The organism is Amycolatopsis sp. NBC_00438, from assembly GCF_036026695.1.
Taxonomy (GTDB): Bacteria; Actinomycetota; Actinomycetes; order Mycobacteriales; family Pseudonocardiaceae; genus Amycolatopsis.
Genome location: NZ_CP107923.1, coordinates 5,750,836 through 5,769,917 on the forward strand (window position 1 = coordinate 5,750,836; position 19,082 = coordinate 5,769,917).

The following is a 19,082-nucleotide window of genomic DNA, read 5'->3' on the forward strand; positions in this document are numbered from 1 at the left end:
TCAGTCCTCGATCACGGGGTTCACCGGCGAGAGGAACGGGTCCAGCCGGGTGACGAGCCGGCCTCTCGCCATGACCCGCACCCGGAACGCGCCGGGCCCGGGCGGCCGCTCGAGGTCGTCGGACCGTTCGTAGAGCAGCCCCCAGGATCCGGGGAACCGCCTCGCGACGAAGTCCAGCAACCCGGTCAGGTCCGTGCCGAGTGCGGCCGGCCGGTTGGGCGCTCCGTTGACGATGAGGAAGTACGTCCCGTTGTGCACGTCCAGGGACGCCGCGGCGGACGGCACGCCGTCCCAGCCGAGGGCCTCGATGCGCGCACGCAAGTCGCGAAGCCCGTCGTCCAGGGTGCCCGAATCGCCGTCTTCAGCGTTCTCGGAGATGCCGAACCACCCGTGGAACTCGTACATCCGCCGCACGGTAGCGGCTCCGGACGGCCGTGGCGTTCTGACCGCGGCCGTCTTCCGCTACAGTTCCCCGCCTGCGCCACCGCGGGCGCGGCCGGCTTCCCGGGTGCGCGCGGGCGCCGGCGTTTCCCCAGGGAGCTGTCCGTGAAGACCGTGGTCGTCGAGGAACCCGCCGCAGTTTCGCCCTGGCGGCTCGTCAACCGCGTCACGCTCGGGCTCACCGTGGCCGGCTTCGCCGCCGCGGCCTGGGATCGGCGCTGGATGAGCGACGACGGCCTGATCGTGCTGCGGACCGTGCGGCAGCTGCTGGCCGGGAACGGGCCTGTCTTCAACGTCGGTGAGCGCGTCGAAGCGAACACCAGCACGCTCTGGACGTACCTGCTGGCCGCGTTCGGCTGGGTGCCCGGTATCCCGCTCGAGTGGGTCGCCGTGGTCACCGGCCTGCTCTGCGCGGCCGCCGGGCTGCTGCTGGCCCTCGACGGCGCCCGCCGGCTCAGCGGCGGGTTCGCCCTGCCTGCGGGCGGGCTCGTCGTGCTCGCGCTGCCGCCGTTCCGGGACTTCGCGACATCCGGGCTCGAGACCGGCCTGATCCTGCTGTGGCTGGGCGGCACGTGGTGGCTGCTGGTCCGCCGCGCCCTGCGGCAGCCGTGCGGTCCATTGTGGACGACGGCCGTCGCGGTGGGCCTGGGTGTGCTCGTCCGGCCGGATCTGCTGCTGTTCAGCGTCTTCGCCGGGATCGGCCTGCTGGTGCTGGAGTGGCGGGGTTGGCGAGCCGCGGCGGCCTGGCTCGCGGCCGCCGCGGCGCTTCCGTTGGCGTACCAGGTGTTCCGCATGGGGTACTACGGCCTGCTGACGCCGAACACCGCGCTGGTGAAGGAAGCGTCGAGGGTGCGGTGGGACGAGGGCTGGGCGTACCTGGACGACTTCTTCACGCCGTACCTCCTGTGGATCCCGCTCGCGCTGTGCGCCCTGGCGGCCCTGCTCCGGCGCTTCTCCTTCGACCGCCGGGTGGTCGTCGTGTGCGCGGTGCCGGTGGTGGCCGGGCTCGCGCAGGCGCTGTACGTCGTCCGCATGGGCGGCGACTTCATGCACGCCCGGATGCTGCTGCCGGCGCTGTTCTGCCTGCTGCTGCCGGTGATGGCGGTCCGGCTCACCCGCGCGTCGGCGCTGCCGGTGGCCGCGCTGGGGGCCTACGCCCTGGTGGCCGCCGTCGACCTGCGGACGCCCTACGCCGGCCTGCCGGCCCCGCTCGACGAAGCCACCGGGATCGCCGACGAGCGCGCGAGCTACGTCATCGCCAGCGGCCACGCGAACCCGGTCCTGGCCACGGACTTCGCGCAGTTCACGGCGATCGCCGACCGCCTCCGCCCGCGCCTGGCCGCGGAGCCGGGCCCGGTGCTCTTCTGGGACGACGACACCTGGCACGCGTACCCGTCGGCGGCCGGCTACAGCGCCGGGACGTTCTTCAACATCGGCGGCCCGGGTTTGCTGCTACCGCTGGAAGTGGCGGTCCACGACCCGATCGGCCTCGCGAACCCGGTGGCCGCGCACACGACGCCCTACCCGGATCGCCGCGTCGGCCACGACAAGTACGCGGGCACGATCTGGGCGGTGGCGGACCAGGCCCTCGGCACGCCGGCCGAGTTCCCCCCGGACAACCTGGCGGCGATCCGCCGGACGCTGGCCTGCCCGCAGGTGCGCGAGATGCTGGACTCGGTCCGCGCGCCGTGGACGTTCGCGCGGTTCCGGGAGAACGTCGTGGGCGCGTTCGCGCGCACCGGCCTGCGCTACGACCACGACCCGGTGAAGGCCCAGTACTGCGGGCCACCGGATCGGTGAGCGAGGGTCGGCGGGCACCTCAGCGCGCGGGCGCGGTCATCTCGGCCGTGAAGCGGTAGTAGCAGACCGCCCGGGGCTTGCCCCCGATTCCGCTGACCGATACCGGGGTCATGACCTGGACTCGCGCGCCGGGGATCGGGCGGGCGGCGGCCTGACAGCGGTCCAGGATGGGCTGGTAGGACCCGCCGATGTCGGGCATCGAGCCCTCGGCCAGCGGGAGCACCGCGAACGCCTCGGCGGTGTGCCGCTCGGTGCGGGGCGTCAGCAGCACGTCGACTTCGCCCGTGCCCGTCGGAGACCAGAAGCATTGGCCCGCCGTGATGTCGAGTCCGTGCGCCTCCCCCTCGGGCAGCCGGTCCCCGGACGGCTGCCGCCACCACACCACGCAGGCGGCGAGGACGAGCAGCCCGAACACGAGCGTCGCGATCGCGTAACGGCCGACCGGCCGACGGCGACGTTCGGTGCGCATCAGCTCGTCGAACAGTTCCGGGTCGTGCTCCGGTGCCGCCATGGTTCCCCCTCGTGCGTGGCCGCGGGCACTCTAGCCCGTCCCGGCCACCGGGCCGAACACATTCACCGTCGGCAACTTTCCGACTTCGGTAGGTTTCGGAAAATTCCGGCGGAACTTACCTTGGGCGAGTCGTCCCGCTCGGGACGGATCACCAGGCCGAAGGGCATTTTCATGCGAATGTCTGTGGTTTCGAAGGCTTCGAAGGCGGTTGCCGCGGTCGGTGCCGCTGCCGCCGCGTTGAGCTTGGTCTCCGCGGGAGTCGCGGACGCCCAGGAGGACATCATCGGCGGGAGCACCGTCTCCTCCGCGCCGTGGGGCGCCCAGATCTACTGGAACAACGTCACCACCTACGGCGGTTTCGAGTGCTCCGGGACGATCATCGCCCCGCAGTGGGTGCTCACCGCCCAGCACTGCCTGAACTCGCCGGGCATGCACGTGAAGGTCGGCAACGTGACCCTCCAGCAGGGCACGAACGCCGCCGTCGACCAGCAGAAGGCCTCGCCCAACGGCGACGTCGCGCTCCTGCACCTCTCGACGGCGGTGAACACCACGTACATGAAGCTCGGCACCGGCAACCCGCCGTCCGGGTCCACCAACCAGATCTACGGCTGGGGCCGCACGCAGGGCACCAGCCCGCCCTCGAGCACGCTGAAGACCGCCAACGTCCGCGTCACCGGCACCAGCACGGACGCCTTCGGCGGCACGGCCATCGCCAGCCAGGGTGTCAACGGCTCGGCCTGGCACGGCGACTCGGGCGGGCCGGAGCTCTACAACGGCCTCCAGGTCGGCGTCTGCTCCACCGGCAACAACTCCGGTTCGAACCCGCAGGGCACGCAGAACTACGCGAGCATCGCGTCGAGCCGCAGCTGGATCCGCACCACCGCGGGCGTCTGACACGCGTCCCGCGCCGGCCTCACCGCCCGGGAGGCCGGCGCGGGGCATACTCGCCCCATGAAGTTCCGCACCACGGTCCTGCTCGGCGGCAAGACGGCGACCGGCCTGCCGGTGCCCGGCGACGTCGTCGAGGCGCTCGGCGCCGGCAAGAAGCCCGCGGTCACCGTCACCCTCGGCGGCCACTCCTACCGGACGACGGTCGCGAGCCGCGGCGGGCAGTACCTCGTGCCACTCAGCGCGGAGAACCGCGAGAAAGCGGGCGTCGCCGCGGGGGACGACGTCGACGTCGAGATCGTCCTCGACACGGCGCCGCGCGAGCTGGAGATCCCGGCGGACCTGGCCACGGCGCTCGCCGCCGACAGCGAAGCCCTGAAACGGTTCGAAAGCCTGTCCTACAGCCGGAAACAAGGGTTCGTGCTGCCGATCGGGCAGGCGAAGACCGAGGAAACCCGGCAACGGCGGATCGCCAAGGTCGTCACGGACCTGCGCGCCGGGAAGTGATGGACGCCCGGACGGTCCTGCGGGTGCTCGAAACCCTGGCCCCGGCCGAAGTCTGGCTCGCGGGCGGCTGGGGTGTCGACGCCCTGCTCGGCCGCCAGACGCGCGAACACCGCGACCTCGACCTGCTGCACCGCCGGGAGCAGGAGCCGGCGGTGCTCATGGCGCTGGCCACGCTCGGCTACCGCGAGACGCTCGACCTGCGCCCGGTCCGGTTCGTCCTCTCCGGCGGCGGCACCGAGCTCGACCTGCACCCGCTGGTCTTCGCCGAGGACGGCTCAGCCGTCCAGGCCGCCCCCGGCGGGACTTTCCCTTACCCCGCCGGGTGTTTCGTCACGGGACGGATCGACGGCGTCGAGGTGCCGTGCGTTTCCGTGGCCCAGCAGGTGTTCTTCCACCAGGGGTACGAGCCGGCCGGGCGTGATCTCGCGGACATGCTGGCCCTGCGCGAAGAATTCGGCGTCGACACCCACTTCTAGTCCACAATGGACGCACGTAGCGCCGCCTTGTCCGGCTTCCCCGACGGCGCCACCGGTACCGCGTCCACCAGCTCGAACCGCGCCGGCACGGCCGCCTCCCCCAGCTCGGCCGCCACGCCCTTGCGCACCTCGGCCAGGTCCGGCGTGCGCCCCGGCACCGGCACCACGAACGCCACCGCCGCCTCGCCGGTCAGCGCGTCCGGTACCGCGACGACGTACGCCTGGTCGACGTCCGGGTGTGCGGCGATCGCGTGCTCGATCGGGCCGGTGTAGTGGATGATCGCGTTGACGATCACGACGTCGCGGGCGCGGCCGGACAGGTGCAGGTACCCCTCGGCGTCGAGGTGCCCGAGGTCCTGGGTGCGTACCCAGCCGTCGTGCAGCACCTCGGCGGTGGTGGTCTCGTCGCGCCAATAGCCCGCCAGGGCCGACGGCGTGCGCACCCAGACCTCGCCTTCCCGCCCCTCGGCCAACGCGGCGCCGGAAGCGTCGCGGACCTCGATCTCGACCGTGTCGCACGCCTTCCCGACCGACCCGGGCCCCTCGTCCGCCCCGCAGACCGTCAGCATCCCGGTCTCGGTCTGGCCGTACGCGTGGTGCATCGCGGGCCCGATCAGCTCGGCCGCCTCGGCGAGCTTGTGCGGCGGCACCGGCGAGCCGGCCACGATCAGCGTCCGCAGGTCGCTCAGGTCGACGTCCTCGGCCCGCAGGACGTCCAGGACCTGGTGCAGCCGCGGCACGGTCATCAGCGCCGCGCTCACCCGCAGCCGCGGCAGGATCCACGGGAAGTCCGGGAGCCCGTCGGGGACCACGGCCGTGCCGCCGGCGAGCAGGCAGAGCGCCAGCTGTTCGAGCATCACCGCGCTGGAGAGCGTGCCGAACAGCAGGAACCGGCTGAACCCGGCGCCGAGCTTCTCGTGCGCCGAGCCGGGCTCCGGCGCCCGCCAGACGCGCCCTTCGGTCAAGGCCCGGTAGCTGAACGCGACGCCCTTCGGGACGCCGGTGCTGCCGCTGGTGAACACGACCGTCGCGATGTCGCCGGGCCGGCCGGCGGGCACCGGTTCCTCGTACGCGGCGAGCAGTTCCGGCCCGATCCGCAGGATCAGCGCGCCCGCGACGGTGCCGAGCAGCTCGGGTGACTCGGTCGCCTCGTCGACCACGAGCGCGTCGATGTCCTCGACGATGTGCCGCAGCTGCGGCACCGGCAGCCCGGCCCGCACGCAGACGACCCGGCAGCCGAGCACGTGCGCGGCGACGATCGCGGCGAAGCCTTCGGGCGTGACGGCGGTGGCGATCCCGACGCCGGCGCCCGGCCCGAGCCCGGCGGCCCGCAGCCCCGCGGTGAACCGGCCGACCAGCTCCTTCAGCGACGCCCGGGTGGTCACCGCGTCCCCCCGCTCGAACGCGGGCACGTCCGGCGCGCGATCCAGTTCGGTGAGCAGAGCGTGCGGGTGGACCATCTCGGGCCGCCTTCCGTCCGGGGCCCCCGGGTCTACCGGGCGGATCTCAGAATTTCGGCAGAGACCACCCGGAGCCGGGTCGGCGTGTTGACCACCGTGCGATCATCTACGAGCAGCCCGAGCACGACGCCGCGCACAGGGGCGCCGTCGCTCCGGCGAGCACGACAGCGGGTGGTGCCACGACCGGAGCGTGACCAGCGGATTTCCCTTGTCTGCCAGGGCATACAGCCTGGCCGGGACGGTCACGACGGGCACTGGAGCGCGCCCCCGTCCGGGGATGGGCCGGTCCCCTGTGGGTAATAGTGCCGTCAGCACGACCGGCAGTTGTGCCGTTTGACCACACCCCCCTTCTTTCTAGCGTGACTTTCACACCGCGCGGATCACCGCGCCAGGGGAAATTCGCTTCAGGAAGGAGGTGGCCCGTCGATGTCCAGTCCGGGATTCCAGGCAGATTCCGCTGCTATGACGCGCGCCGTCCAGGGTTTCGAGGAAACCGCCACGAACGCCAAGTCCACGATGGCCAGCTTGGAGTCCGAGCTGACCGAGGCCCTGCGCAACTACAAGGGTGACCAGGCTGTGGCGTTCTGGGACCTCCAGCGCCGGCTCCAGGAGAAGATGACCACGGCCGTGAAGGAGCTCGACACCATGTCGCAGCTCGTCCACACCAGCCACGCGAACTACGGCCGCGGCGACTCCGACGTCCACCAGAGCTTCCAGGGGGTCGGCAACACCCTCGAGGGCTCGGGCGTGATCCCCCGCCTCAACCCCTGACCTGAGAGGACGTACCGATGGCCGACGTCGTCGAAATCAACTTCGCCGCGCTGCAGCACAGCTCGGCGTCCCTGGCCGCCAAGGCCAAGGCGCTCACCTCGCAGCTGGAGCAGCTGCACCAGAACCTCCAGCCCATCACCGCCACCTGGTACGCCTCCGGCAGCTCCGCCGGTGACGCGGCGCGCCAGTCGGAGACCCGGCTGCGCCAGGCCACCGCGGACATCGTCGCCATCATCGCGCAGTTCGGCGGCAAGGTCGGCGAGGCCCACGACCTCCAGCAGCAGCTGGAGAACCGCAACCAGGGACTGTTCGCGGGCTGATCCGCGCCTAGACGTCGGTCGGCCGGTGCGGGACACCCCCCGCTCGCACCGGCCGATCGGCTTTCCCTTTTCCCTAGCGTGCGACGAGAGAGCCGGGATCCGATGCACGACCAGTCGTACTACGTCCACCTGGAATCGCTGAAGGACTTCGTGCGGGAGCTGGAGACCCAGATCCACGCGATGTCCAAACCGAACGACTTCCTGCTCACCCTCGGCGAGGAGCCGCTGCTGTTCGGCGAGTTCGGCGAGGCCGGGTCGCTGGCCGACGCCAACCGCGCCGCGGTGTCGGAGATGCAGGGCCTGCTCGACCAGGTCCGCAGCGCGATCGGGTTCGCGCAGGACGTCACGAACACGGTCGCCGACGGTTACGCGAACGCCGACCAGTCGGTGGCCGGCGACCTGCACAGCTCGGGTGCCGTCACCGGCCTGCTGGACCCGGTCCTCGGCCTGCTCGGCCTCGGTGACGGCGACAGGAGCAAGGGATGACCCACCACCACGACAACACGGCCCACACGAACTTCGCCGCGTACAGCCATCAGCAGCTGTACGCGATGCTGCAGGCCGGCGACCCGAACAGCGCGCGGCACGCCGCCGACAAGTGGAAGTCCGCGTCGCTGCACCTGCACGAGCAGGCCCACAACCTGAACTCCGAGCTCACCGAGTTCAAGGACCAGTGGACCGGTGGCGCCGCCGACCAGTACCAGCACATGATCGTCGACCTCGCGAACGGCATCGCCAAGGTGGCGCAGACCGCCGAAGCGATGAACGTGATGCTCGGCGACGCCGCCGACGCGCTGGTCAAGGCCAAGAAGGAGATGCCGCCGCCGGTTTCGGTGCCGGACGTCTCCCCCGCCGACGTCGCGCTCGCGGTGAACCCGCCGCTGCTGCCGCCGGACGCTTCGCCCGCCGTCATGCAGGCCGCCGCGCAGCAGCGCCAGCAGGCGATCTCGAACGTCGAGGCGCAGCAGTCCGCCGCGAACGCCGCCGGTTCCGCGCACGGCAAGGCGATCGCGGTCATGACCACGCTGGCCGGTGAGTACAGCGTCGCCGAGGACTCGATCCCGGCGTCGCCGAACGCCGTCGAGACGCCGGCGACCGTCCCCGCCGGCGGTGGCGCGGGCGGCACGGGTTCGCCCGGCCTCGTCGGCAACGGCACGACCGATCCCGGCGTCGTCGTCACGCCGACCGACGGGCACCCGCTGCCCGGCGCCGACGGCACCACACAGCAGCCCGGCACGACCGTGCCGACGTCGAACCCGCTCTTCGGCGACATGTTCACCGCCGGGCTCGCCGCGGCTTCGGCCGCCGCGTTCGGCCGGTTCGGCTCGATCATGCCGAAGGTGCCCGGCTGGGCGTCCGGCAAGGACCCCAAGGAGAACAAGGACGAGGCGCCCGGCACGAAGCTCGGCGGCGGCGCCGGCGTCGAAGGGGGCGCCGGGGGCGGCATCCCGATCGGCGGGGGTGACGCGCCGTCGATCGGCGGCGGGATCCCCGGGGGCGGCGGTCTCGGCGGCGGTGCGGACGCCCCGGCGGCGCACTCCGGCCTGGCCGGCGACGGCGGCTCGGGCAACGCGCTCAGCGGCCTCGCGGGCAGCGCGGTCGGTGCCGCGGGCGCGGCGGCCGCGAAGAGCGCGATGCCGATGATGCCCATGATGCCGATGGGCATGGGCGGCGGCGGGGACATGGGCTCCGGGCGCCGGATCCCGGCCTGGCTGGTGGAGACCGAGAACGTCTGGGGCCAGTCCGCCCCGGTCGCGCCGCCGGTGATCGGCGAAGAGCCGGACGTCTACTGACCCGGTCGTGAGTGTTCAGGGCGGTTCTAACCGCCCTGAACACTCACGACCCCTTGCTGCAGAACGGAGGCGGGCCGTGACGGCTGCCGGGTATCGTGTGGCCCCCGCTCGCCTCGACACGGCGGCGGGTGAATACGGCACGCGGGCGGACGCGCTGTCTTCGGCGCAGTCCGCCGTCGCGGGCGAGAAGGTGCCGGCCACGGCCTTCGGGCAGGTCAACGCGTCCAAGGCCGCGGCCAAGACGTTCGAGAAGACGATGACGGAACTGGGCTCGAAGCTCTCCGGCGACGTCACGCTCGCCAAGAAGCTCCAAAGTGGACTGACCGAGTCGGCGGCCGGGTACCGGCGGGCCGACGCGCAGGTCGCCGCGATGTACCGGGCCCTGCTGCCCGAGGATCCCTTGCCCAAGGCCGGAAACCCGGCGGGTATCGGCGGCGCGGCCGACACCGGCGCGTGGGGCAGGGCGATCGCGGCCAACCGTACGAAGGTCGCCGACGCGCTGACCGCCGAGCGCTCGCGGCTCGCGCAGCTCACCGGCGCCGACGACATCAAGGCGTCCCAGGCGCGGATCAAGCTGTACGAGGACATCCTCGCGAGCAACCGGCAGATCCTGAAGTTCGACCCGTCGGGCAACGGCCGGATCGCCGAGCTGGTCGGGCACATCGAACCGGGGACGCGCAACGTCGGGCTGTTCGTGCCCGGCGTCAACACGCAGATGTCCAACTTCGACGCCTACGCCGGCCTCGGGCGCAGCCTGGTGGCCGCGGACCCGACCGGGCGCACCGCGATGGTCGTCTGGGCCGACGGCGTCTTCCCGCAGAACCCGGTGGTGCAGGGGCCGGACGCGAGCTACGCGCAGACGATGGCGCCGGACCTCAAGCACTTCACCGACGACCTGCGCGGCGAGATCTCGAGCCACGCGGGCGACGACGTCACGCTGACCGCGATCGGGCACAGCTACGGCGGCGCGACGGTCGGGCTGGCCGAGACGCAGGGCCTCGACGTCGACCGCGTGCTGCACGTCGAGTCGGCGGGCATGGGCCACGGCGTCTGGTCGCCGGCGGACCTGCCGGCGAGCCAGGCGGGCGTGCAGCGGTTCTCGATGACCGCGCCGCTCGACCCGATCGAGATCGCCCAGGGCAACGCGTGGGGCCTCGAGTGGACCGGCATCGGCCACGGCGCCGACCCGGACACCTTCCCCGGCGTCACCGACCTGGAGACCGGGCGCGACGCGGCGGGCAACGAGATGTGGGGCCTGTCGTCGCACAGCGACGTGCTCAAGCCGGGTTCGGAGTCGTGGACGAACATCTACCGCGTCATCACCGGCGGCCCGACCACCGCCGACGGCACTTTCGACCCGCATGGCATCGTGGAGAACGGCGTCGAGTTCCTCAACGACGGAGGTGTCCTGCGATGAGCGTCGAACTGGACCGTCTGGCGGGCGAGCTGACGGGCGTGATCGACAGCGTCGCGGCCGTCTTCGGCTCCCCGGCGGACCCCACGGTCGACGGCGAGCTGGACTGCGACCCGACCCGGCCCGGCAACCTGCTGTGCTGGCAGTACGGCGTCCGCCTGGAGCACACGGGCGAGCCGGAACGCCGCCTCGCCGAGGTCGTCCTCCCGTCCCTGGAAGAACGAGGCTGGCAGGCCCACGACCGCAGCACCCCCCGCGAACTCATCGCCCGCTTCAGCCGCGAAGGCGCCGACTTCACCGTCCACGTCGCCCGGGCCAGCCACGCGGTGGCGATCATCGGCTCCACCCGCCCCGTCCCCGCCTGACCACGCGAGTCCCGCCTTCAATCACGCGAGTTCCGGCCTCCACACCGTGAACCGACCCTCCGGGTACGCGAACCGACCCTCCAGGCACGCGAGCCGACCCTCCAGGCACGCGAGTTCGCCGCTCCGGTACACGTGACTCCCGTGATCAGAGGCGTATCTCGCGTGATTGAACGCGCAACTCGCGTACCCGGAGGGTCGGCTCGCGTACCCAGGCAGTCGGTTCGCGTGCCTGGAGGGTCGGTTACGGGGTGAAGCGGGAGGGGCGCCAGCCCCGACGGCGGGCCCGGCGGACCGCGGCCACGGTCACGCCGGCGGCGGCCGCGAAGGCGACGCCGGCCAGGGCGATCGTGCCCGCCGCGACGTCGGACTGCGGACGAGCGGGGGCCGCGGCCGGGATCACCGCCGGCTCGGGGGCCGGGGCGACCGCGGAGCCGGGCGGGGAGACCTCCGCCGGGAGGGTGGAGGAGACGGCGGCGTAGGCGTCCAGGACTCCCCAGCCCAGGCGCGGGTCGTGCGCCCCGGAAGGCGGGCGGTGCGCGGTCAACGTCAGCCGGGTGACGACCTGGTCGCCGGTCAGGTTCGGGTGGTACGCGCGGACCAGCGCGGCGACGCCCGCGACGTACGCCGCCGCGAGACCGGGGTCGGTGACCGGCCAGCGGTGCGCGATCGCGCCGCCCGCGCCGGCCGACGTGCTGACCAGCTCCGCGCCCGGTGCGGCGACGCCGACGTAGTCGCCCGCCTCGGTCTGCACCGGCTCGCCCGCCTGGTTCACCGAGCCGACGCCCAGCACCCCGGACGTCGCCGTCGGGTACGTCCGGGCGCCCTGCTGGGTCGCCGTCGCCGCCGAGACGACCACCGCGCCCTGCGAACGCGCCCGCGCGACCGCGCCGGACAGCGCCGGGCTGTCGAACGCCGCCGGGACCGCCACGAGGATCACCCCCGCGTGCCGGTCGGCCGCCGTGTCGATCGCGCCGGCCAGCGCACCCGGGTCGCCACCGTCGTTGGACGAGCCGTTCGCCTGTGTGTAGCGGATCGGCAGCAGGTGGACGCCGGGCGCGACGCCGGCGAACGTCGTCGACGGATCGGGCTGCGCGCCGACGATGCCCGCAGCGATCGTGCCGCGGCCGTCGCAGTCGGACGCCTCGGTGCCGCCGCCACCCTCGAGCTGGCCGGGCGCGAACTGGGAGTTCTGCCCGTCGACGCCGGTGCCGATGACGGCCACCAGCTGCCCCTCACCGCGCGTCAACGGCCAGAGCCGCGCCGGGTCGACCAGCCGCTGCCCCCACGGGACGCCGCCGGTGTAGGTGCCGGACGGGTTCGCGCACTGCGCCTCGGGGGCGGCGAAAGCGAGCGTGGGCGAACCGGTCAGCATCAGGCCCGCCACCGCGAGCACCGCCGGAAACCGCACCCCAACCCCTCCGAACCCCACGAACGAAAGCCGGTGGCGGAAAGGAACTTCCGCCACCGGCAGTCTAACGGGGAAACACTGTTCAGCGAAGGTCCATGCCGAGATCCAACGCGGGTGACGAGTGCGTCAAACCCCCCACCGACAGATAGTCCACACCGGACTCGGCGTAGGCCTTACCACGGTCGAGGGTGAGGCCACCAGAGGATTCCAGCCGCGTCTTCGGGGAGACGTCGTCGCGCCGCGCGACCGCCTGGGCGCACTCCTCCGGCGTGAAGTTGTCCAGCAGCACCTCGTCCGCCGCGGCCGCCAGGGCTTCTTCCAGCTGCGCAAGCGAGTCGACCTCGACCTCGCACGGCAGTTCCGGCGCGTGCGCCCGGGCCGCTTCCAGCGCGGCGGTGACCGAACCCGCGGCGACGACGTGGTTGTCCTTGATCAGCACCGCGTCGCCCAGCCCCATGCGGTGGTTCACCCCGCCACCGCAGCGGACCGCGTACTTCTGCAGCAGCCGCAGCCCCGGCAACGTCTTGCGGGAGTCCCGGATCGCGGCGCCGGTACCGTCCACTTCGGACACCCACGCGGCCGTCGCGGTGGCGACGCCGGACAGGTGGCACAGCAGGTTCAGCGCCGTCCGCTCGGCGGTGAGCAGGCCGCGGATCGGCCCGCGCAACACCAGCGCGGGTTCCCCCGCGACCAGCCGGTCGCCGTCCTCGCGCCCGGCCAGCACTTCGTAACCGTCGCCCAGCACCATGTCGAACACGGCCAGCGCGACCGGCAATCCGGCCACCACGCCGTCGACCCGCGGGGTCAGCTCCGCGACGGCGATCGCGTCCGCGGGCACCGTCGACGCGGTCGTCGCGTCCGGCCCGTACCGCAGGTCCTCGCCCAGCGCCGTCGTGACGACCCGCGTCACGTCGTCGACGTCGAGGCCCGAAGCCGCGATCAGGCGGCGGACCGGTTCGGAGATCGGGAACGTCATGCCACGCCCTCCAGGGGGATCGGGTCGGCCAGCACCGGCTGACCGGAGAGGCTGAGCCGGATGTGCTGGCTGCGCCGCCAGGTCTCCGACGGCGCGGGAAAGTCGGTGCGCACGTGGCAGCCCCGCGACTCGGTGCGCCGGTCGGCCGCGGTGAGCAGCGCCTGCGCGACCACGGTCAGCGCCGCGTCTTCGACGGCCGCGTGCGTCCACAAGGGACTGTCCTGGGTCGCCAGGTCGAGCACGGAACCGGCGGCCGCCAGGCCGTCGGCGTCCCGGCCGATCGCCGCGTACCGGCTCATCACGCGCTGCAGGGCGTCCCGCTCGGCCGTCGGCGCGGTCGTCCACGACGGCAGCCGCCCGCGTGACGGGTCGGCCAGCAGCCCGGCCGCGAGGTCCGCCGCGACGGCCTCCGCGACGCGCTGCCCGACGACCAGGCCCTCGAGCAAACTGTTGGACGCCAGCCGGTTCGCTCCGTGCAAGCCGGTCCGCGCCACCTCGCCGGCGGCGTAGAGACCGGGCACCGACGAGCGTCCGTCCGCGGTGGTCACCACGCCGCCGCAGGAGAAGTGCGCCGCGGGGGTCACCGGGATCGGATCGCGGGACGGGTCGAGCCCCAGCACCCCGCACGCGGCGAACACCGTCGGGAACCGCCGTGCGAACCCGGCGATCCCGGTGGCGTCGAGGAACACGTGGTCGTCGACGCCGCCCGGCGCCGTCAGCATCCGCCGGGTGATCGCCGCCGAGACGACGTCACGCGGGGCGAGGTCGCCGAGCGGGTGCACGCCGCGCATCACGGATTCGCCGGCGCCGTCGACCAGGGTCGCCCCTTCGCCGCGGACCGCCTCGGTGACGAGCGGGCAGCGGCCGCGCGCGCCCGGCGTGTAGAGCACCGTCGGGTGGAACTGGACGAACTCGATGTCGGCCACCGTCGCCCCGGCCCGCAGCGCGAGCGCGAGGCCGTCCCCGGTGGCGATCTCCGGGTTCGACGTCGCCTGGTAGAGCTGCCCGACCCCGCCGCTGGCCAGCAGCACGGCCGGCGCCCGGACGACCCCGGGCACGCCGTGCGAGTCGAGCACGGTGACACCCGCGACCCGGCCGCCCGGTGTGCGCAGCGCGTCGACGGCGATGTGGTGTTCGAGCACCGGCACCCGTGCCTGCCCGGCCTGCTCGACCAGGGCGCGCTCGACCTCGGCGCCGGTCGCGTCACCGCCCGCGTGGATCACGCGGAACGCGCTGTGCCCGCCTTCGCGGGTCCGGGCCAGCAGACCGTCTCCGGACGCGGCGGCGTCGAACTTCGCGCCGTCCGCGCGGAGCCGGGCGATCGCGGCGGGGCCGCCGTCGAGGATCGAGCGGGCGGCCACCTCGTCGACCAGCCCGGCGCCCGCGGTGAAGGTGTCCTCCGCGTGCTTCTCCACGGAGTCGTCGAGGTCGTGCTCGTTTTCCAGGACCACGGCGACCCCGCCCTGGGCCCAGCGCGTGTTGCCGTCCGCGACCGCCGCTTTGGTGACGACCAGGACGTGCAGCCCGAGCGCCTGCGCCCGCAGCGCCGCGGTCAAACCGGCGACGCCACTGCCGATCACGACCAGATCGGCACGAGCTTCCCAGACCGGGGTTTTCGCCTGTGGGTCATTAACCGGCGTGCTCATTCGCCGCCGCCGGGCTGCCCGATCTCGATCATCCGCTGCACCGAAGCGCGCGCCTTCGACGCCGTTTCGAGGTCGACGTGCACCTCGTCGAGGCCGTCGCGCAGGCACCGCAGCAGGGCCGCGGGGGTGATCATCTTCATGTACCGGCAGGACGCGCGGTCGTTCACCGCGCGGAAGTCGATGTCCGGCGCGGCCTTGCGCAGCTGGTGGATCATGCCGATCTCGGTGGCCACCAGGACCGACTTCGCCTTGGTGTCACGAGCCTCGTGGACCATGTCCCCGGTCGAGAGGATCTTGACCCGCTCCGGCGCCACCGCACCCTCGCCGGCCAGGTAGAGCGCCGACGTCGCGCACCCGCACTCGGGGTGGATGAACAGGTCCGCCTCCGGGTCCTCGGCCGCGCGCGCGGCGAGTTCGGCACCGTTGATCCCGGCGTGGACGTGGCACTCCCCGGCCCAGATGTGGATGTTGTCCCGGCCGGTGATGCGCTTGACGTGCGCCCCGAGGAACTGGTCCGGCAGGAAGAGAACCTCCTGGTCAGCGGGGATGGAGGCGACAACGTCGACGGCGTTCGAGGACGTGCAGCAGATGTCCGTTTCGGCCTTCACCTCCGCCGTGGTGTTGACGTAGGAGACGACGACGGCGCCCGGGTGCTCGGCCTTCCAGGCCCGCAGCTCGGCGCCGGTGATCGAGTCGGCGAGCGAGCAGCCGGCCCGCGCGTCGGGGATCAGGACGGTCTTCTCCGGGGCCAGGATCTTCGCGGTTTCGGCCATGAAGTGCACCCCGCAGAAGACGATGGTGGACGCGTCGCTGCTGGCCGCGATGCGGCTGAGCGCGAGCGAGTCGCCGGTGTGGTCGGCGATGTCCTGGATCTCCGGGACCTGGTAGTTGTGCGCGAGCAGGACCGCGTCGCGCTCCTTCGCCAGGCGCCGCACCTCTTCCGCCCAGGCCGCGTTCGCCTCGACCCCGCCGAACGGGGTGAGACCTTCCGGAACCAACGTGGTGGTCATCTGGCCCTCCTGGACCTGTCTCCGGTTTTCGCCTTATAATCGAAAACCGTGCGAAGTCATCTTAACACCCAGACCCCCTTGGCCCACGAGGTTTTGGGAGCGGTCCTTCAAGTGCGCTCGGACACACTCCGGGTCCTGCTGTGGCGCCGCGCGCTCGACCCGCACCTCGGCCGCTGGTCGCTGCCGGGCGGGCGGCTGCGGCCCGACGAGGACGTCGAGACGTCCGTCCGGCGCCAGCTGAAGGAGAAGGTCGACGTGCGCCAGCTCAAGCACGTCGAGCAGCTCGCGGTGTTCAGCGACCCGCACCGCGTCCCCGGCCCGCGCGTGGTGGCGACCGCGTTCCTCGCCCTGGTCCCCTCCGACGTCGACCCCGAGGTGCCCGAGGACACCGAGTGGCACGACGTCGCGAAGCTGCCGCGCACGGCGTTCGACCACGAATCGATCGTGCTGCGCGCCCGCGACCGGCTGCGCTCGAAGCTCTGTTACACGAACCTCGGGTTCGCACTGGCACCCGAGGAGTTCACGGTGTCGGCGCTGCGCGGGCTGTATTCGGCCGCGCTGGGCTACAAGGTGTCCGCGACGAACCTCCAGCGCGTGCTATCCCGGCGGGGACTGCTGGTCCCGACGGGCCACACCGCCCCTCCCGGGCGCGCGGGCGGACGTCCCGCCGCACTGTTCTCCTTCGCCGGCAAGGGCATGCAGATCACCGATCCGTTCGCGGTGTTCAAGCCGCCGAACCGGTGACCCGCCAATTTCTTTCGGGGGTCCGGGTGGCGGAGCCCCCGGCCCCGGGGCGAAGCCCCGGGTATCACACTGCAGTGCGACCGTTCTCCCCTTACCGTGGGACGCGTGACCGAGCCGGAATCGGAAAGTGACGCGACGACGACAATCCTGCCGTTGTTCCCGCTCCAGACCGTGCTGCTGCCCGGCACCCGCCTCCCGTTGCACATCTTCGAACCGCGGTACCGGCAGCTGATGGCGGACCTGGTGAGCGGGACCGTCCCGGGGCGCGAGTTCGGCGTGGTCGCGCTGCGCTCGTCGCTGACCCGCGAGGTACGTGGTCTGGACCAGCTGTACGACATCGGCTGCAGCACGGTGCTGCGCGAGGCGAAACGCCTGCCGGACGGCCGGTTCGACGTCGTGACGCTGGCCCAGCGCCGGTTCCGCCTGCGGGAGCTCGACTGCACTTCCGCGCCGTACCTGATCGCCTCGGTGGAGTGGGTCGACGACGAACCGGTCGCGCCGAGCGGCGGCGTCGCCGAGCGCCTGGCCGCCGTCGCGCGCACGGCCCACCAGCGCTACTGCGAAACGGCGTGGCGCAGCGACGACTGGGTCGAACCGGAAGCCGACGCCGCGCTCGAAGACCTGGCCTACCTGCTGGCCGCGGACTGCCTGCTGCCGCTCGAAGACCGCCAGCGGCTGCTGGAGGAACGCCACCCGCTGCGCCGGCTGCGCATCGCCTGCCGCCTGCTGACGCGCGAAACCGGCTTCCTCAACACGCTCGGCGCGGTGCCCCTGCCGCCGGGCGAACTGACGGACCTCAGCCGCCCGGCCAGCCTCAACTGAGGCGCCTCAGGACTCGGAACCCGAGCCGTTGCCGAACTTGTTCCAGACCTTGCCCGCCGCGCCGGACACCGTCTCGCCGACGTCGCTGAACACCTTCGTCAGCGGGTCGGCGGACGCGTTCCACGAGTCCTTGTACGACTTCGCGGCCGACTTCAGGTCGTCCTTCCAGTCGGACGTCGGGGTGTCGTCGTCGCGGCGCGGGTAGTCGCCCGCCAGGATCGCGCGGTACTCCGCCGACGCCGCCCACTTCTGCAGCTGCGCCGCGCGGACCACGGCGAACGGGTGTGACTCCGTCTCGACGTAGCGGAGCTTGAGGAAGCTGTCGCGGATGTCGTCGACCGACTCGTACTCGGTCGCCTGCCGCAGGAACGACGGGATGTCGATGCGGGCCGGGTCGATGCCGCCGGCGACCTGGATCTGGGCGCGCAGCGCGGCCGTCGGGTCCTGGCTGCACAACAGGCCCGCGCGGTCGCAGGACAGCTCGGCCTTGCGGTACCACTCGCGCAGCGCCGCGATGATCGCCCGGATGCCGAGCGCGCTGACCGGCGTCCACGACAGCGACAGCTGCAGGCTGATCAGCCGCACCATGATCGTGCGGTACACGGTGTGCCCGGAGAGCACGTGCCCCATCTCGTGGCCGAGCACGAACCGCAGCGCGTCGTGGCTCATCAGGTCGACGAGCCCGGTGCTGAGCCGGATGAACGGCTCGTCCATGCCGACGGCCGACGCCTGGACCCGCGGGTCCTGGTAGACGAACACGTTCGGCACCGCGGGCAGGTCGAGCGTCTCGGCGCACTCGTGGCGGAGCTTCTCCAGCTCCGGGTACTGCTTCGGCCCGACGCGGATCGACGACGCGAGCGCCATCAGCCGCTCGCCGCGTTCGTTGTAGAAGCCCGAAACGGCCTTCACGACCTGCGCGAACCCCGGCACCGCGCGCAGCGTGGCGAGCGCGCCGCGGTCCACGGGATGCTCGTAGGCGCGCGGGCTGATGCCGGGAAAACGGACGGCGTTGTGCCGCGATATCTCGATGTCCTCGGTCACTGCTGAAACCCCCTGTGGTTTTCGAGGGGGCCCAGCCTAGGGAACGCTCAGCCGAGGCGGCGGCCGAGGTCGTCCCGGCCGTTCCAGGTCGTGAGCAGGCTGTAGGCCAGGGCCACGCCGAACGGGCCGGTGATCAGCACCCACCACGACTCCAGGCGCGGCGCCAGCTCGATCACCGAACCGAGCGCCGGCGCGCTGTCGATCGTGTAGTGGCTGTTGGCCCAGCCGACGCCGAGCAGCATCGCCAGCGCGCTCGCGAGCACGACCCCGAGCACGGCGGCGAGGAAGACGACCGGGCCGCGGCGCTCGCGCATCAGCCACGCGACGACGCCGACGACGATGCCCAGGCCCAGGGTGAGGAACCCGAAGATCGCGAGGTCGTCGAAGCGGTGCCAGCTCTCGAGTTCGAGGGCGCCCTGGGTGCCGTCGGAGGCAATGATCCGGACGCGCTCCGGCGGTGCGATCCGCGACCACAGGAAGGCGAGCGGGAAGCTCAGGATGCTGAGGGTGCCGAGCACGCTCACGGCGGGCAGCAGGTCGGCCTTGACGACGACCCGCGGCTGCCGCTCCCGGAACAGCACCGGCACGGACCACGGTCCCGGCACGGCCGACGGCCGGTGCGCGGGGCCCGACGACTCACTCACCCGGACTCCCTCCTGCAACACGTGCGACCGAGCGTAACCGGTCGG

21 protein-coding genes are annotated in these 19,082 nt (G+C 72.5%); 12 read left to right on the forward strand and 9 right to left on the reverse strand.

Annotated elements, in window-relative coordinates; translation table 11 throughout:
- Entirely contained in the window at positions 1-405 is a 405-nt protein-coding gene (locus OG494_RS25420; protein WP_328443023.1) for an Imm7 family immunity protein, read from the reverse strand.
- Positions 406-546: 141 nt separating this feature from the next.
- On the opposite strand from OG494_RS25420, the gene OG494_RS25425 reads away from it, so the two are divergent.
- Positions 547-2,241 (forward strand): arabinofuranosyltransferase, encoded by a 1,695-nt coding sequence (locus tag OG494_RS25425; RefSeq protein WP_328443024.1) that lies wholly within the window; start codon positions 547-549, stop codon positions 2,239-2,241.
- 19 nt (positions 2,242-2,260) lie between these two features.
- On the opposite strand, the gene OG494_RS25430 is transcribed toward OG494_RS25425, so the two are convergent.
- On the reverse strand, positions 2,261-2,752 hold the full coding sequence (locus OG494_RS25430; protein ID WP_328443025.1) for a hypothetical protein: 492 nt from the start codon (positions 2,750-2,752) through the stop codon (positions 2,261-2,263).
- A 177-nt stretch (positions 2,753-2,929) separates the two neighbouring features.
- Between OG494_RS25430 and OG494_RS25435 the strand changes: the two genes are divergently transcribed.
- From OG494_RS25435 to OG494_RS25445, 3 genes are read left to right on the forward strand one after another with little or no spacing between them, the layout of a single operon-like run.
- Complete coding sequence (locus OG494_RS25435) at positions 2,930-3,646, forward strand: S1 family peptidase (protein ID WP_328443026.1); 717 nt, start codon at positions 2,930-2,932, stop codon at positions 3,644-3,646.
- A 57-nt stretch (positions 3,647-3,703) separates the two neighbouring features.
- Positions 3,704-4,147, forward strand: a complete 444-nt coding sequence (locus OG494_RS25440; RefSeq protein WP_328443027.1) for a YdeI/OmpD-associated family protein — start codon at positions 3,704-3,706, stop codon at positions 4,145-4,147.
- A complete protein-coding gene (locus OG494_RS25445) occupies positions 4,147-4,623 on the forward strand; it encodes a nucleotidyltransferase domain-containing protein (RefSeq protein WP_328443028.1) in 477 nt (158 codons plus the stop codon). The genes OG494_RS25440 and OG494_RS25445 overlap by 1 nt, the downstream gene beginning before the upstream one ends.
- Here the strand turns inward: OG494_RS25445 and OG494_RS25450 are convergent.
- Positions 4,620-6,083: a class I adenylate-forming enzyme family protein gene (locus OG494_RS25450; RefSeq protein ID WP_328443029.1), complete on the reverse strand. Its 1,464-nt coding sequence runs from the start codon at positions 6,081-6,083 to the stop codon at positions 4,620-4,622. The genes OG494_RS25445 and OG494_RS25450 overlap by 4 nt on opposite strands.
- A 426-nt stretch (positions 6,084-6,509) precedes the next feature.
- Here OG494_RS25450 and OG494_RS25455 point away from each other — a divergent pair, with 426 nt between their 5' ends.
- The 6 genes from OG494_RS25455 (at position 6,510) to OG494_RS25480 (ending at position 10,746) form a co-directional block, all read left to right on the forward strand.
- Entirely contained in the window at positions 6,510-6,854 is a 345-nt protein-coding gene (locus OG494_RS25455) for a WXG100 family type VII secretion target (RefSeq protein ID WP_256475974.1), read from the forward strand.
- A gap of 17 nt (positions 6,855-6,871) precedes the next feature.
- Positions 6,872-7,174, forward strand: coding sequence for a hypothetical protein (locus OG494_RS25460; protein WP_072480751.1), 303 nt, complete (start codon positions 6,872-6,874; stop codon positions 7,172-7,174).
- A 102-nt stretch (positions 7,175-7,276) separates the two neighbouring features.
- Positions 7,277-7,660 carry a hypothetical protein gene (locus tag OG494_RS25465; protein ID WP_328443030.1) on the forward strand — a complete coding sequence of 128 codons (384 nt, stop codon included), beginning with the start codon at positions 7,277-7,279 and terminating at the stop codon, positions 7,658-7,660.
- The gene (locus tag OG494_RS25470; RefSeq protein WP_328443031.1) at positions 7,657-8,967 is read left to right on the forward strand and encodes a WXG100 family type VII secretion target; all 1,311 of its coding nucleotides are present in this window, start codon (positions 7,657-7,659) and stop codon (positions 8,965-8,967) included. The genes OG494_RS25465 and OG494_RS25470 overlap by 4 nt, the downstream gene beginning before the upstream one ends.
- A gap of 97 nt (positions 8,968-9,064) precedes the next feature.
- Entirely contained in the window at positions 9,065-10,384 is a 1,320-nt protein-coding gene (locus OG494_RS25475) for an alpha/beta hydrolase (RefSeq protein WP_442874273.1), read from the forward strand.
- Positions 10,381-10,746: a hypothetical protein gene (locus tag OG494_RS25480; RefSeq protein ID WP_328443033.1), complete on the forward strand. Its 366-nt coding sequence runs from the start codon at positions 10,381-10,383 to the stop codon at positions 10,744-10,746. The genes OG494_RS25475 and OG494_RS25480 overlap by 4 nt, the downstream gene beginning before the upstream one ends.
- Before the next feature lie 241 nt (positions 10,747-10,987).
- Here the strand turns inward: OG494_RS25480 and OG494_RS25485 are convergent, their stop codons facing one another.
- The 4 genes from OG494_RS25485 to nadA form a co-directional block, all read right to left on the reverse strand.
- Positions 10,988-12,139 (reverse strand): S8 family serine peptidase, encoded by a 1,152-nt coding sequence (locus OG494_RS25485; RefSeq protein ID WP_442874500.1) that lies wholly within the window; start codon positions 12,137-12,139, stop codon positions 10,988-10,990.
- A gap of 97 nt (positions 12,140-12,236) precedes the next feature.
- A complete protein-coding gene (gene nadC / locus OG494_RS25490) occupies positions 12,237-13,130 on the reverse strand; it encodes a carboxylating nicotinate-nucleotide diphosphorylase (RefSeq protein ID WP_328443034.1) in 894 nt (297 codons plus the stop codon).
- On the reverse strand, positions 13,127-14,776 hold the full coding sequence (locus tag OG494_RS25495) for an L-aspartate oxidase (protein WP_328443035.1): 1,650 nt from the start codon (positions 14,774-14,776) through the stop codon (positions 13,127-13,129). Before OG494_RS25495 ends, nadC begins: the two co-directional genes overlap by 4 nt.
- On the reverse strand, positions 14,773-15,786 hold the full coding sequence (gene nadA, locus OG494_RS25500; RefSeq protein WP_328443036.1) for a quinolinate synthase NadA: 1,014 nt from the start codon (positions 15,784-15,786) through the stop codon (positions 14,773-14,775). The genes OG494_RS25495 and nadA overlap by 4 nt, the downstream gene beginning before the upstream one ends.
- Positions 15,787-15,897: 111 nt before the next feature.
- Here nadA and OG494_RS25505 point away from each other — a divergent pair, with 111 nt between their 5' ends.
- Both OG494_RS25505 and OG494_RS25510 read left to right on the forward strand, forming a co-directional pair.
- Positions 15,898-16,530: an NUDIX hydrolase gene (locus OG494_RS25505; protein ID WP_328443037.1), complete on the forward strand. Its 633-nt coding sequence runs from the start codon at positions 15,898-15,900 to the stop codon at positions 16,528-16,530.
- Between the two features lie 105 nt (positions 16,531-16,635).
- Positions 16,636-17,352, forward strand: coding sequence for an LON peptidase substrate-binding domain-containing protein (locus OG494_RS25510; protein WP_328443038.1), 717 nt, complete (start codon positions 16,636-16,638; stop codon positions 17,350-17,352).
- A gap of 6 nt (positions 17,353-17,358) precedes the next feature.
- On the opposite strand, the gene OG494_RS25515 is transcribed toward OG494_RS25510, so the two are convergent.
- Both OG494_RS25515 and OG494_RS25520 read right to left on the reverse strand, forming a co-directional pair.
- Positions 17,359-18,393, reverse strand: a complete 1,035-nt coding sequence (locus OG494_RS25515) for a M48 family metallopeptidase (protein WP_328443039.1) — start codon at positions 18,391-18,393, stop codon at positions 17,359-17,361.
- Positions 18,394-18,440: 47 nt separating this feature from the next.
- Entirely contained in the window at positions 18,441-19,037 is a 597-nt protein-coding gene (locus OG494_RS25520; RefSeq protein WP_328443040.1) for a DUF2567 domain-containing protein, read from the reverse strand.
- Positions 19,038-19,082 lie beyond the last annotated feature (45 nt).

Bases quoted from the DNA above. Each gene is read 5' to 3' on its own strand.
- nadA (WP_328443036.1), bottom strand. From the start codon at position 15,786: ATGACCACCACGTTGGTTCCGGAAGGTCTCACCCCGTTCGGCGGGGTC.
- OG494_RS25460 (WP_072480751.1), top strand. From the start codon at position 6,872: ATGGCCGACGTCGTCGAAATCAACTTCGCCGCGCTGCAGCACAGCTCG.
- OG494_RS25450 (WP_328443029.1), bottom strand. From the start codon at position 6,083: ATGGTCCACCCGCACGCTCTGCTCACCGAACTGGATCGCGCGCCGGAC.
- OG494_RS25470 (WP_328443031.1), top strand. From the start codon at position 7,657: ATGACCCACCACCACGACAACACGGCCCACACGAACTTCGCCGCGTAC.
- OG494_RS25455 (WP_256475974.1), top strand. From the start codon at position 6,510: ATGTCCAGTCCGGGATTCCAGGCAGATTCCGCTGCTATGACGCGCGCC.
- OG494_RS25465 (WP_328443030.1), top strand. From the start codon at position 7,277: ATGCACGACCAGTCGTACTACGTCCACCTGGAATCGCTGAAGGACTTC.
- OG494_RS25495 (WP_328443035.1), bottom strand. From the start codon at position 14,776: ATGAGCACGCCGGTTAATGACCCACAGGCGAAAACCCCGGTCTGGGAA.
- OG494_RS25440 (WP_328443027.1), top strand. From the start codon at position 3,704: ATGAAGTTCCGCACCACGGTCCTGCTCGGCGGCAAGACGGCGACCGGC.
- OG494_RS25430 (WP_328443025.1), bottom strand. From the start codon at position 2,752: ATGGCGGCACCGGAGCACGACCCGGAACTGTTCGACGAGCTGATGCGC.
- OG494_RS25445 (WP_328443028.1), top strand. From the start codon at position 4,147: ATGGACGCCCGGACGGTCCTGCGGGTGCTCGAAACCCTGGCCCCGGCC.
- nadC (WP_328443034.1), bottom strand. From the start codon at position 13,130: ATGACGTTCCCGATCTCCGAACCGGTCCGCCGCCTGATCGCGGCTTCG.
- OG494_RS25480 (WP_328443033.1), top strand. From the start codon at position 10,381: ATGAGCGTCGAACTGGACCGTCTGGCGGGCGAGCTGACGGGCGTGATC.
- OG494_RS25435 (WP_328443026.1), top strand. From the start codon at position 2,930: ATGTCTGTGGTTTCGAAGGCTTCGAAGGCGGTTGCCGCGGTCGGTGCC.
- OG494_RS25420 (WP_328443023.1), bottom strand. From the start codon at position 405: ATGTACGAGTTCCACGGGTGGTTCGGCATCTCCGAGAACGCTGAAGAC.